Source organism: Trinickia camelliae, from assembly GCF_053525655.1.
The window spans coordinates 1-12460 of record NZ_JBCHAA010000025.1; the positions used below are offsets into that span (position 1 = coordinate 1).

Genomic DNA, 12460 nt, shown 5'->3' on the forward strand with positions numbered 1-12460 from the left:
TTTGGGCAAGGACCAAAGTAACCCCGGTCCCGGGGAGGGACGGACCATACGGAACAGCGCGAAAACAAGTTCTACGAAAGCCTTAGCGAAAGAAACCAACGCCGAAAGGCAAAAAAGAAAGGCTAATGAGGCAACTCCGCCGCCCCCATCCGCCGAGCAATAACAGCGGACCGCTGCACCAAGTACGCCGACCCACGATGCTCATCAAAATACTTAGGCCGCGGCAGCATGACCGCCAACCTGGCCGACTGCCACGCAGTGAGCTTGCTAGCCGAACTCTTGTAGTAATACTGCGCGGCCGCCTGCGCGCCATACACCCCATTCCCCCACTCGACCGAGTTCAGATATATCTCGAAGATGCGCTCCTTATCCATCAGCGTCTCGAGCATCCAGGTAATGATGAGCTCCTGCCCCTTGCGGATATAGCTCTTCTGCCGCGACAAAAACAAATTGCGCGCAAGCTGCTGCGAAATCGTCGAGCCGCCCGCCACGATCTTGCCGCGCGCCTTGTTCTTCTCCCACGCCTGCAGAATCGCGTCGGTCTCGTAGCCGTTGTTATTGACGAAGTTGGCATCCTCCGACGCAATGATCGCCCGCTTCAAATTCCGCGAAATCTGGTCGTACGGCACCCACGTGTGCTGAATGTCGAGGTCCGGACGATCCTGCGCCAAGCGCCACGCATCAGAACGCATGAAAGCCGTCGTGCGCGGGTTCACGAACGTCCACACGCCAATCTGCGCGAAGTAATAGATCTGCGTCGCAAACCAAGAGAGCGTGAACACCAAGCCGACATAGACAACCCACCGCGCCAGTCCCGGCCGGCTCGTACTTTTCGTTTTGGTCATGTCAGCCGATCCGGGCTCGCTCAATCGGAATGCCATCGCCGCCTACTCGTCCGCAAGCACGACTGCTTAATCAGAATCAGTGTTTGACGCTCGCCGAGAGCATCTCGCGCAGCGCCGCCAAGACCGGCGCGCCGTCAGGCCGCACGCCGCGCCAAATGAAGAAGGATTCGGCCGCCTGCTCGACCAGCATCCCAAGGCCGTCGGCCGTGCGCGCGCCGAGCGTCTGCGCGTGGCGCATGAAGACGGTCGGTTGCGCGCCGTACATCATGTCGTAGGCGAGCGTGCCACCGCCGAACGCGCTGTCGTCGCACTCGGGCAGCGACGCGTCGAGGCTCCCCGCCGTAGCGTTCACGATCACGTCGTACTGGTGCGCGCCGACTGCGTGCGCGCCGCCGCCCGTCAGCTCGCAGCCCGCCTGTCCGGCCGCCTGCGCGAACTGTTCGACCAGCGCTTCGGCTTTGGCCGCCGTGCGGTTCACGATCGTCAGCGCTAGCGGCGCACGGTCGAGCATCGGCAGCACGACGCCGCGCGCCGCGCCGCCCGCGCCCAGCAACAGCACGCGCGCATCCTTCAGGCTCACGCCGAGGTTCGCTTCGATATCGCGCACGAGACCGACGCCGTCCGTGTTGTCGCCGAAGATGCCGTCAACGTCGAAGCGCAGCGTGTTCACTGCGCCGGCCGCCGCTGCACGCGGCGAAAGACGATCGGCCAGCGCGTGCGCCTCGAGCTTGAAGGGCACCGTCACGTTCAGACCGCGTCCGCCTTCGGCGATGAACGCGCGCACGTGATCGACGAATCCGTCCAGCGGCGCGAGCAAATGACGATATTCGAGCGGCTCGCCAGTCTGCTCGGCAAAGCGTGCATGGATGAACGGCGACTTGCTGTGCGCAATCGGGTTGCCTATAACCGCATAGACATCGCGCGGCGCGGGGGGCGTGCTCATGAGCGTCGGTTACTCCGTGGCGTGTGCGGCGGGGTTCGGGCCTGACTCGGTGTCCGGGGCGGATGCCTCGCCGTCCGCGGCGCCGTCCTCTGCGCCCGCGCCCGCATCGGCTTCCGCCTGCGCCTCGGCTTCGCTTTCGGCGGATTCGTCGTCGGCGTCGATCAGCTCTTCGACTTCGTCCTCTTCCTCGTCGGCCTCGGCGCCGCTCGTCACAGCCGGCGCATCGATGACGTGCAGCGGACGCACCGACGCCTCGACCGTCAGCTCATCGACCGACATCACTTCGAGCATGATCTTCGTCCCGCGCGCGTGCACGCCGAGACCCGGCACGTGCAGCAACAGCGGCACTTCGTCGAGACGCACGAGGTCGCCCTTCACCACCGACGCCACCACCTGCTTCTTGCCTTCCTGCGTGATCCAGCGCAGACACCAGAAGTACTCCATGCGCCGCTGATGGTCGGCGTAGGCGCTATAGGTGTCGTCGAAGCCCTGGACGACCGCGAAGAGATCGGCGTCCTTCGGCTTGAACGGCGCGACGAGCTTGGCCGCCACGCCATGATTCACGCACGCGAGCAACTGCCATTGGTTGACGAGGTCGACATAGCGGCGCAGCGGCGAGGTGCTCCACGCGTATTGCGCGACGCCGAGACCTTCGTGCGGCGCGGCCGTCGTCTGCATCCGCGTGCGCTTCGGACCGGACGCCGCGAACGCGCGCTGCGAGCGGTAGATGCCCGGTACGCCGTGGTCGTGCAGGAACGCGCCCCACGTCGAGTTCGCGAGAATCGCCAGCTCGGCAACGATCATGTCGAGCGGCGAGCCGCGCCGGCGCGGCGTGATCGTCACGTGCTCGCCTTCGACGTAGAAGTTGTAGTCGGTATTGCTCTGCATTTCGCGCTTCAAGCCGTAGCCCGCGCGCGCTTGCTGACGCTTTTCGTGAAGCGCCTGCGCGAGCGGCCACAGCACGGCGATGTCGTCCTTGTGCGGATAGTCGCCGCTGCCCTCGGCAAGCGTCTCCTCGGTCACGAGGGCATCGAGCGTGTTGTGGCGCAGATTGTTCTTCACGAACACGAGCTCGGCGCGCGTTTCGTTCGCGACGATCTCCTGCGTCTCCCGATTGACGATGATGTAGAGCGACAGCGCCGGGCGCAGGCCGCCTTCCTTCAGCGTGAACGCTTCGACGACTTCGTCGGGCAGCATCGTGATCTTGTCGCCCGGCATGTAGACGGTCGACAACCGCCCGCGGGCGATCGCGTCGACCGTATCGCCGCGCGCGATGCCGAGCGCGGGCGCCGCGATGTGCACCCCGATCCGCACGCGGCCGTCGGCCAGATGCTCGACGGAGAACGCGTCGTCGATTTCGGTCGTCGTGATGTCGTCGATCGAGAACGCTTCGACGTCGGCCGTCGGCAAGTCTTCCGGCAAAGCCCCTGGCGCGACGGACGGAAAGCCAGTGCCGTGCGGGAAGAACTCGGCGAGAAAGCGCGCCTCGTGCAGCGCGCGCGCCGACGCGACGCCGCCGCATTCGAGCATCAGGCGCGCCATGGAAATCCCGCGCGACGCGGCGGCCGCTTCGAGCGCCTTGTATTCGATGGAATTCTTGTCGGGTTTGGTCAAGAGCGACAGCGCCTTGCCGTCGAATGCGGCGGGCAGGCGTCCCGCCTTCAGTTCCTCTTCGTATTCGGCCTGCACGAGCGCCTGCTGGCGCTTGCGCTCGAGCGACGCCAACGCCATCTTCAGCTGCTCTTCAGGCGCGCGCTGATACTGTCCGCGCCCCTTGCGGCGGAAGTAGACCGGCGCGCCGTGCATGCGCAACACGAGCGCCGCACGCTCGATCGGGCCGTACGACTCGCCGTAGTAGTCGCTCGCGAGCGTCGCGAACGGGAATTCGTCGGCGGGCGCGCATTCCCACAGGAAGTCGAGATCGATTTGCTGCGCGGCCTCGTCCGCCTGCTGCATCAGCTCGGCGGCGCTCGGCTTCTCGAATTCGATCAGCACGTCCTTGGCGCGGACTTTGGCGCGCCGTCCGCCCGGCAGTTCGACCTGGAACGCGTCGCCTTGCTTCGACAGCACGCTGCCCGCCTTGAAACTGCCTGATTCCTCAAAGAAAACGTTCACTCAATACTCTCGTTCTGACTTGCCACAGCAGCCGCTTCGCAATCGATGCGCCTGCAGTGTGATAGGTGGTGTGTGCCGCTCCGGCCGCGCTTCGTCGGCGGTTTGTCCGATATGAACTGGAGGGGCCGAACATGTCGCGCGCCAACGGTTCCGTCAGGAGCGCGCCGGCAGCTTCATCCCGCAAAAAGCGAGAACGTCGTCGACGTAGTCTTCAAACTCGCTGATCGCGTGGTCGCTGCCGTCGATCAGCTTCGTGTTCACGCCCGGGTAGTGCGCGAGCATTTCGCGGTAGTCGAGCACTTCATCGCCGGTGGCAGCCATCAAATAATAGCGTTCGGGCCGCGTGATCGCGGCGACGCCCAGCGCGCGCAATTCGTCGAGATGATGAGGCTCCACGACGATGCTCCCGCCGCCATGCCACAGCGGCTGCTCGCCGAGATACGCCGACAGATCGCGCTGCGGCACCGTCGCCGGATTAAGCAGCACCGCGCGCCAGCCGTGCTTTTCGGCGAGATGGGTGGCGTAATAGCCGCCGAGCGAGCTGCCGATCACGGTCACGCCTTCGTCGCCGAATGCGCCGGCTGCGCCTGCCGCCGTCACTTGCGCTTCCGCCAGCGTGATCGCCTCGAACGGCGACACCGGCAGCATCGGGCAGCACCATTCGTCGGACTTGCCCAGCTCCGCGACCCGCGCGGCGAGCACGCGCGCCTTGAACGAATTCGGCGACGAACGGAATCCGTGGAGATAGAGGATCACGCGACGCCCCGCTCACGCGCGGCCGGGCGCGCGTCGAGCGCGTCCAGCAGCTTGTGGTGGACGCCGCCGAAGCCGCCGTTGCTCATCACGAGCACGTGGTCGCCCGGGCGCGCCGCCGCGGCGACTGCCTTGACGAGCGCATCGAGATCGTTGAAGGCCTGCGCCTTGGCGCCGAGCGGCGCGAGCGCTTCAGCCAGGTCCCAGCCGAGCGCGTCGCGCCCGGACGGCGCGCCGTAGCCGAACACGAGGTCGGCATCCGCCAGGCTGCCCGGCAATTGCGCCTTCATCACGCCGAGCTTCATCGTGTTCGAACGCGGCTCGAGCACGGCGAGAATCCGCGTGTTTTCACGGCCGACACGGGCGCGAAGGCCGGCGACCGTGGTTTCGATCGCCGTCGGATGATGGGCGAAATCGTCGTAGACGGTGACGCCCTCGACGCTCCCGCGCACTTCCATGCGCCGCTTCACGTTGCGGAACGCGCCGAGCGCCTTGGCCGCCTGCGCCGGCGGCACGCCGACGTGCCGCGCCGCCGCGATCGCCGCGAGCGCGTTCATGCGGTTGTGATCTCCCTGCACCTGCCAATCGACCACGCCCGCTCGCTCGCCCTGCCAGTAGACGGCGAACTGCTCGTCGACCGGCACGCCATCGGCCGCGGGCTGCGCTTCCCAGCCGCCGGAGACGCCGAATCGCTCGACATCGCTCCAGCAGCCGCGTGCGAGCACTCGCTCGAGCGCATCCTCGCGCCCGTTGACGACGAGCCGCCCGACGCCGGGCACCGTGCGCACGAGATGATGAAACTGGGTTTCGATCGCGGCGAGATCGGGGAAGATATCCGCGTGATCGAATTCGAGATTGTTCAGGATCGCGGTGCGCGGCCGGTAATGGACGAACTTCGAGCGCTTGTCGAAGAAAGCCGTGTCGTACTCGTCGGCCTCGATCACGAAGAAGCTCGAATCGGTGAGCCGCGCCGACACGCCGAAGTTGAGCGGAACACCGCCGATCAGAAAGCCCGGGTTCAGCCCGGCGTCTTCGAGCAGCCACGCGAGCATCGAGCTCGTCGTGGTCTTGCCGTGCGTGCCGGCCACCGCGAGCACCCACTTGCCGTTGAGCACGTGCTCGCCGAGCCACTGCGGCCCGGAAACATACGGCAGGCCGCGATCGAGAATCGCCTCCATCAGCGGATTGCCGCGCGTCACGACGTTGCCGATCACGAAAAGATCCGGTTTCAGATCGATCTGTTCGGCGCCGTAGCCTTCGATGAGCTCGATGCCTTGCGCCTCGAGCTGGGTGCTCATCGGCGGATAGACACCGGCGTCGCAGCCGGTCACTTTGTGCCCTGCGCCGCGTGCAAGCACCGCCAGACCGCCCATGAAGGTGCCGCAAATGCCGAGAATATGGATATGCATAAAAGCGAGGCGAGGCGCGTACGGAAAGGCCGCTATTGTAACCGACGCCCCCACCCGAAATGTATAGCGCACGGGCCCCGGCGGCCCCCAAAAGGCCCGTAACCATTCTCTTGTATGATTGCTGGATGGTTCGTAAATCTCATTTTGATCCGCAGCGGGTCCGGGAAGAAATCGCGATCGCCGCCGCGCGGATGATCGCCGAGGACGGTCTCGACTACTCGACCGCCAAGCGCAAGGCTGCGCGGCAGGTCGTCGGGGAGACGCGCATTGCCGGAGATTGGCTGCCCGATAACGACCAGATCGAAGAAGAAATCCGCGAATACCAGTCGCTCTTCCAAAGCGACAGCCAGCCGGCGATGCTGCGCCGCCTGCGCGAAATCGCGGTCGAATGGATGGAGCGGCTTGCCGCCTTCAATCCCTATTTGACGGGCGCGGTGCTCAACGGCACGGCGGGCGAGCATTCCGACGTGCACCTGCAAGTGTTCTGCGACAACCCCAAGGAAGTCGCGATCTACATGCTCAACGCGAATATCCAATATGACGTGTCGGAGACCCGGCATTTCGCCGGCCGCGGCATGATCGAGACGCTCAGCTTCCTGTGGCGTCCATCGCGGGGTGAAGATCCGGTCGGCATGCACATTGCGCTCTACGATACGGACGACTTGCGCGGCGCGGTGCGCGCCGACGCGCGCGGCCGGCTCTCGCGCGCCAACGTCCAAGCGGTCCGGGCGCTGCTAGACGAAAGCGAGCGCGGCGAAACACCAACGACTAATTGATCACACGATGAACACGAAAGGAATTCTGGCGGTCGCGGCCGTCGCGATCATTGCCGTGGCAGGCGGTATCGCCGCCGGGCATTGGCTGCGGCACGACGACACGCCCCCCGCCACCGCCAGCGCCCCGGAGACCGGCGCGGCGCAGGCCAACGCAGTCGAAGCGCTGCTGGACTCGACCATGATGCACGACGCCGACGGCAAGCCGAAGTCGCTCGCCGCCTTCAAGGGGCAAACCGTCGTCGTCAATTTCTGGGCGTCGTGGTGCGGCCCGTGTGTCGAAGAAATGCCGACGCTCGCCCAGCTCAACGACGAATACTCCAAGAAGGGCGTGAAGTTCATCGGCATCGGCGTCGACTCGGAAAAGAACGTGAAGACGTTTTTGCAGAAGGTGCCGGTCGACTATCCCGTTTACGTGAGCGGCTTCGGCGGAGCTGATCTGGCACGCAATTTCGGCAACACCGCGGGCGCCCTGCCCTTCACCGTCGTGATCGATGCAAAAGGCGCCGTACGGTCGACAAAATTAGGCCAAATCCAGCCAGCCGAGCTCAAAAAGACCCTCGACGCGCTCTGATTTGATACGACGAAACCGCTTCAGATAACGTCTATTTGAGATGCGTTGTCCGCGTTTTGTCCGAATTTAATAAGATTTATGCGGCCAAGGGGGCGATTTTTACCGTGTTTTCCCCAGCCCCCTGCATGCGCTGCTAGACAAGTTTCTCTAAACAGCGCTAAAGTGCGCGCAATTCCGCGCAAAACGAAGCGACCATGACACGACTGCTGGCACTACACGGCCCCAACCTCAACCTTCTCGGCACCCGGGAACCCGAGGTCTATGGGCGCGTCACGTTGCAGCAGATCGATCAGGCGTTATCCAAACGAGCGGCGCAGGCCGGCGCCGAACTGACTTCGTTTCAGAGCAATCATGAGGGTGCGCTCGTCGACCGCATCCAGGCTGCCCGCGCGGAAAAAGTCGACTTCATCCTGATCAATCCCGCCGCGTACACGCATACCAGCGTGGCGATACGGGACGCACTGGCCGGCGTCGGCATTCCGTTCGTCGAGATTCACCTGTCGAACGTGCATCGCCGCGAGCCGTTCAGGCACCACTCCTACTTCTCCGACCAGGCCGAGGGCGTCATTTGCGGCCTCGGCTGGAAGGGATATCTGTACGCGCTCGAATTCGCCCTCGACCGGCTCGCGCCGGATACGGGCATCGCGCGCTGATTTCCAGAACACCAATTCAGCGCCGGCTTCGGGCCGGCACTTCACGCATTGAAAGGGGAATTCCCGATGGATCTACGTAAGCTGAAAACTTTGATCGACCTCGTTTCCGAGTCCGGGATCTCGGAACTGGAAGTCACTGAAGGCGAGGGCAAGGTTCGCATCGTCAAGAATGCGCCGCCGGTTTACGTGCAGCCGTCCACCTCCTACGCGCCGCAAATCTCCGCGCCTATGCCGTTCGCTGCCGCGCCGAGCGAAGCGCCGGCCGCCGCGGGCGCCGCAGCCGCCCCCGCTGCCGCCGCACCGCAAGGCCACGTCGTGACCTCGCCGATGGTCGGCACGTTCTACCGCGCCCCGTCGCCGGGCGCCGACCCGTTCGTCCAAGTGGGCGACACGGTCAAGGAAGGTCAGACGATCTGCATCATCGAAGCGATGAAGCTCCTGAACGAGATCGAGTGCGACAAGGCCGGCGTCGTCAAGGAAATCCTCGTCGAAAACGGTCAGGCGGTCGAATACGGCCAGCCGTTGTTCGTGATCGGCTAAGCGCGCGGGCCTCTCCCCGTGTGTCGGACGGAGTCGGCGCATTCGCACCCACTCCGGCCCCACGCAGAGCCCGCCCGGCGCGCAGCCTCCAATCGCTGCGCGCCGCCGATCCTCTGAGGCGCGTCGCCGATGTCTCTCTTAATTAGCGAGCGCCGCGCCCATTGAAGAGTCGAATAACGCTATGTTTGAAAAAATCCTCATTGCCAATCGCGGCGAAATCGCGCTCCGGATTCAGCGCGCGTGCCGTGAACTAGGCGTCAAGACTGTCGTCGTCTACTCCGAAGCCGACAAAGAAGCCAAGTACGTGAAGCTCGCCGACGAGGCGGTCTGCATCGGACCGGCGCCGTCGAATCTCTCCTACTTGAATATGCCGGCGCTCATCAGCGCCGCGGAGGTGACCGACGCCGAAGCGATTCACCCCGGCTACGGCTTCCTGTCGGAGAACGCCGATTTCGCGGAGCGCGTGCAGCAATCCGGCTTCACGTTCATCGGCCCGAATCCGGACACGATCCGCATGATGGGCGACAAGGTCACGGCCAAGCAGACGATGATCAAGACCGGCGTGCCGTGCGTGCCCGGTTCGGAAGGCGCGCTGCCGGACGACCCGAAGGAGATCGTGAAGATCGCGCGCGCGATCGGCTACCCCGTCATCATCAAGGCGGCGGGCGGCGGCGGCGGACGCGGCATGCGTGTCGTGCACACGGAAGCGGCGCTCGTGAACGCGGTCAACATGACCCGCGAAGAAGCCGGCCGTGCGTTCGGCAATCCGCAGGTCTATATGGAGAAGTTTCTGGAGAATCCGCGGCACATCGAGATTCAAGTGCTGTCGGACTCGTTCAAGAACGCCATCTGGCTCGGTGAGCGCGACTGCTCGATGCAGCGCCGCCACCAGAAGGTGATCGAGGAAGCGCCGGCGCCGGGCATCGCGCGCCGCCTGATCGAGCGCATCGGCGACCGCTGCGCCGACGCCTGCAAGAAGATGGGCTACCTCGGCGCGGGCACGTTCGAGTTCCTCTATGAGAACAATGAGTTCTACTTCATCGAAATGAACACGCGCGTGCAGGTCGAGCACCCGGTGACCGAACTGATCACCGGCGTCGACATTGTGCAGGAACAGATCCGCATCGCGGCCGGCGAGAAGCTCGTGATCCGCCAGCGCGACCTCGAATTCCGCGGCCACGCGATCGAGTGCCGGATCAACGCCGAAGACCCGTTCAAGTTCACCCCGTCTCCGGGACGCATCACGTCGTGGCACACGCCGGGCGGCCCGGGTATCCGCGTCGATTCCCACGCCTACAACGGCTATTTCGTCCCGCCGAACTATGATTCGATGATCGGCAAGCTGATCGCTTACGGCGCCACGCGCGAGCAGGCGATCATGCGGATGCGCATTGCGCTCTCCGAGATGGTGGTCGAAGGCATTCAGACCAACATCCCGCTGCACCGTGAGTTGATGCTCGACTCGAAATTCGTCGAAGGCGGCACGAGCATCCATTACCTCGAGAACCGGCTTGCGGCGAAGCAGCAAGTCGCACCGGAAGAAGCGTAAGCGATGAGCTATCGGGAACTGGTCGTCGAACTCGATCGCGAGCATGCGGAGGCGCTGTCCGACGCGCTCATCGAACTGGGCGCGCTGTCGGTATCGGTGGAAGACGCCGACGCCGACACGCCCGACGAGCAACCGCTCTTCGGCGAGCCCGGCCTGACGCCCGATCGCACTGCATGGCAGCGTTCGCGCGTCGTGGCGCTGCTCGCGCCCGACCACGAACCTGGCGTGCTCGCGGCTGCGGCGGCCAACGAAGTCGGCCTCGCCGCCACGCCGGCGTTCACCGTGCGCGACGTCGAGGAACAGGACTGGGTGCGGCTCACGCAATCGCAATTCGAACCGATTCCGATCGGCAAGCGCATCTGGGTCGTGCCGTCGTGGCACGACGCGCCCGATCCGGACGCGCTCGTGCTCGAACTCGATCCCGGTCTCGCGTTCGGCACCGGCAGTCATCCGACCACCCGCCTTTGCATGGAGTGGCTCGAAGAGCATGTGCAAGCGGGCCAGTCGGTGCTCGACTACGGTTGCGGCTCCGGCATCCTCGCGATCCTCGCGAAGAAGTGCGGTGCGAATCCAGTGTTCGGCATCGACATCGATCCGCAGGCGGTCGAATCCGCGCGCCACAACAGCGAACGCAATCGCGCCGAGGTCACTTACGGCCTGCCCGACGATTGCCCGTCCGGCGAGTTCGATATCGTCGTCGCCAATATTCTGTCGAATCCGCTCAAGCTGATGGCGTCGATGCTGTCGTCGAAGGTGAAGCCGGGCGGACGCATCGCGCTTTCGGGCATCCTCGCGCGACAGGCCGAAGAAGTCGCTCGCGTCTACGCGACCTGGATCGACATCGGCGTCTGGCGCGAACACGAGGGTTGGGTCTGTCTCGCCGGGACCCGCCGCGAAAGCCATTAGAATAGGGCGTATCGTCATCGTTACGCACCGGCTTGCACGCCAATCGGCTCACTATGCTTCTTGCGACGCGCTGTCCCCACTGTGAAACCGTCTTCCGCATCCAAGAGACGCAGCTTGCGCTGCGCGGAGGACTCGTGCGCTGCGGTTCTTGCCAGTCCGTTTTCAATGCGTCGGAAAATCTCGTCGACACCGACAACGGCGCGAAGCCGGTAGAAAGCGGCGCGCCGGTCGAAACGCCACGCGCGCAGGAACCTGCTGCCGCAGCCGCATCGCCCGCAGCCGAAGCGGCCGCGCCGCAAACGGCGCCTGCGCAGAACGAACGATCCGCGCAGAACGCGCCGGCGCAAAGCGAACCAGCGCGACCTGCGCCGAATTTCGGCTCCGGCGCGTGGGATATGTGGGCACCCGCCGCCGATGCGCAGATCGACCCGGCGCTGCGCCACGACGTCGAAACGCTAGCGCATCACCCCCAAGTCGCCGTACCGGGCTCGCTCGGGCCCGAGACGAAACCTGCACCCGCACCCGAAGCAGCACAGCCGGCGCCGGTGCATGCCGAACACGATGCCGCGCATCCGTCCGCCGAATCCGGCGACATGCGCGAGCCGAGCTTCACGGCATGGCCGGGCCCCGAGATGGGCGCCGAGCCGCAAGAACGCGTATCGGCGGCGACGCCCGCGCAAGCGGACGAACCCACCTTCCCGAACAAGGTGGCCCCCTCGTGGGGCGCCGACCCGGAACCGCACTTCGGCACGCCCGAGCCGAAGGCGTCGGCGGCTCAGTCGTCCACATCCGAGCCGTCCGGCGCGAATGCATTCGCAGCACAGCCCCGTACCAGCTCGCCGTTCGGGGCTGAGCCCGCCGCCGCCACCACGCGCAACTTCGAAGTTACGCGCGAGAAGCGGACTCCCGAGCCGAGCCGCATTGTGTTGCGCACCATCGGCGCGATCATTGCGGTCGTACTTGCGGTCGCGCTCATCGCTCAACTCGCGTGGTGGCGCCGCGAAACGGTCATGGTGTACTGGCCGAGTTCGCAAGCGCTCTTCGCCCAGGTCTGCGAGCAGCTCAGCTGCCAGATCTCGCCGCCGCGCGATATCGACGGCCTGCAAGTCGAAGCATCGGATCTGCGCCAAGTCGACGGCCCGCATCACCTCGAATTGCGCGTGCCGCTGCGCAATCGTTACAACGTCGCGCTCGCGTACCCGGCCATGGAACTCACGCTGCTCGACGACAAAAACAACGTCGCGATCCGACGCGTGCTGTGGCCGCAAGACTATGTGCGCCCAGGCACGCCGATCGCCGCTGGCCTGCCCGCCCGCACCACGCAGACGATGATCGTGCGGCTCGACACCGGCAATGCCATTGCCAGCAATTTCCGCGTTCAGATCTTTTACCCGTAGCGC

The 12460-nt window shown here is 65.0% G+C and carries 12 protein-coding genes; 7 read left to right on the forward strand and 5 right to left on the reverse strand.

Annotated elements, in window-relative coordinates:
• Positions 1–122 precede the first annotated feature (122 nt).
• The 5 genes from mtgA to mpl all read right to left on the reverse strand — a co-directional run bounded on the left by mtgA (position 123) and on the right by mpl (position 6065).
• Positions 123–845, reverse strand: coding sequence for a monofunctional biosynthetic peptidoglycan transglycosylase (gene mtgA / locus AAHK20_RS30690; protein ID WP_449185273.1), 723 nt, complete (start codon positions 843–845; stop codon positions 123–125).
• 76 nt (positions 846–921) lie between these two features.
• Positions 922–1788, reverse strand: a complete 867-nt coding sequence (gene aroE, locus AAHK20_RS30695) for a shikimate dehydrogenase (protein WP_449185274.1) — start codon at positions 1786–1788, stop codon at positions 922–924.
• A gap of 9 nt (positions 1789–1797) precedes the next feature.
• The gene (locus AAHK20_RS30700) at positions 1798–3903 is read right to left on the reverse strand and encodes a ribonuclease catalytic domain-containing protein (protein WP_449185275.1); all 2106 of its coding nucleotides are present in this window, start codon (positions 3901–3903) and stop codon (positions 1798–1800) included.
• 153 nt (positions 3904–4056) lie between these two features.
• Positions 4057–4659, reverse strand: coding sequence for a YqiA/YcfP family alpha/beta fold hydrolase (locus AAHK20_RS30705; protein WP_449185276.1), 603 nt, complete (start codon positions 4657–4659; stop codon positions 4057–4059).
• The gene (gene mpl, locus AAHK20_RS30710) at positions 4656–6065 is read right to left on the reverse strand and encodes a UDP-N-acetylmuramate:L-alanyl-gamma-D-glutamyl-meso-diaminopimelate ligase (protein ID WP_449185277.1); all 1410 of its coding nucleotides are present in this window, start codon (positions 6063–6065) and stop codon (positions 4656–4658) included. The genes AAHK20_RS30705 and mpl overlap by 4 nt, the downstream gene beginning before the upstream one ends.
• A 125-nt stretch (positions 6066–6190) precedes the next feature.
• Here mpl and AAHK20_RS30715 point away from each other — a divergent pair, with 125 nt between their 5' ends.
• The 7 genes from AAHK20_RS30715 to AAHK20_RS30745 all read left to right on the forward strand — a co-directional run bounded on the left by AAHK20_RS30715 (position 6191) and on the right by AAHK20_RS30745 (position 12457).
• Positions 6191–6841 (forward strand): UDP-N-acetylmuramate--alanine ligase, encoded by a 651-nt coding sequence (locus tag AAHK20_RS30715; RefSeq protein WP_449185278.1) that lies wholly within the window; start codon positions 6191–6193, stop codon positions 6839–6841.
• A 7-nt stretch (positions 6842–6848) separates the two neighbouring features.
• Positions 6849–7412 (forward strand): TlpA family protein disulfide reductase, encoded by a 564-nt coding sequence (locus AAHK20_RS30720; protein WP_449185279.1) that lies wholly within the window; start codon positions 6849–6851, stop codon positions 7410–7412.
• 194 nt (positions 7413–7606) lie between these two features.
• On the forward strand, positions 7607–8065 hold the full coding sequence (gene aroQ / locus AAHK20_RS30725) for a type II 3-dehydroquinate dehydratase (RefSeq protein ID WP_449185280.1): 459 nt from the start codon (positions 7607–7609) through the stop codon (positions 8063–8065).
• A 66-nt stretch (positions 8066–8131) separates the two neighbouring features.
• Entirely contained in the window at positions 8132–8605 is a 474-nt protein-coding gene (accB, locus tag AAHK20_RS30730) for an acetyl-CoA carboxylase biotin carboxyl carrier protein (protein WP_449185281.1), read from the forward strand.
• Between the two features lie 181 nt (positions 8606–8786).
• The gene (gene accC, locus AAHK20_RS30735; RefSeq protein ID WP_449185282.1) at positions 8787–10154 is read left to right on the forward strand and encodes an acetyl-CoA carboxylase biotin carboxylase subunit; all 1368 of its coding nucleotides are present in this window, start codon (positions 8787–8789) and stop codon (positions 10152–10154) included.
• Positions 10155–10157: 3 nt separating this feature from the next.
• Positions 10158–11060, forward strand: coding sequence for a 50S ribosomal protein L11 methyltransferase (gene prmA, locus AAHK20_RS30740; RefSeq protein ID WP_449185283.1), 903 nt, complete (start codon positions 10158–10160; stop codon positions 11058–11060).
• 53 nt (positions 11061–11113) lie between these two features.
• On the forward strand, positions 11114–12457 hold the full coding sequence (locus AAHK20_RS30745; RefSeq protein ID WP_449185284.1) for a DUF3426 domain-containing protein: 1344 nt from the start codon (positions 11114–11116) through the stop codon (positions 12455–12457).
• The last annotated feature ends 3 nt before the right edge of the window (positions 12458–12460 follow it).

Coding starts and splice junctions, on each gene's coding strand:
- accB (WP_449185281.1), top strand. CDS start 8,132: ATGGATCTACGTAAGCTGAAAACTTTGATCGACCTCGTTTCCGAGTCC.
- accC (WP_449185282.1), top strand. CDS start 8,787: ATGTTTGAAAAAATCCTCATTGCCAATCGCGGCGAAATCGCGCTCCGG.
- aroE (WP_449185274.1), bottom strand. CDS start 1,788: ATGAGCACGCCCCCCGCGCCGCGCGATGTCTATGCGGTTATAGGCAAC.
- mpl (WP_449185277.1), bottom strand. CDS start 6,065: ATGCATATCCATATTCTCGGCATTTGCGGCACCTTCATGGGCGGTCTG.
- AAHK20_RS30720 (WP_449185279.1), top strand. CDS start 6,849: ATGAACACGAAAGGAATTCTGGCGGTCGCGGCCGTCGCGATCATTGCC.
- prmA (WP_449185283.1), top strand. CDS start 10,158: ATGAGCTATCGGGAACTGGTCGTCGAACTCGATCGCGAGCATGCGGAG.
- mtgA (WP_449185273.1), bottom strand. CDS start 845: ATGACCAAAACGAAAAGTACGAGCCGGCCGGGACTGGCGCGGTGGGTT.
- AAHK20_RS30715 (WP_449185278.1), top strand. CDS start 6,191: ATGGTTCGTAAATCTCATTTTGATCCGCAGCGGGTCCGGGAAGAAATC.
- aroQ (WP_449185280.1), top strand. CDS start 7,607: ATGACACGACTGCTGGCACTACACGGCCCCAACCTCAACCTTCTCGGC.
- AAHK20_RS30745 (WP_449185284.1), top strand. CDS start 11,114: ATGCTTCTTGCGACGCGCTGTCCCCACTGTGAAACCGTCTTCCGCATC.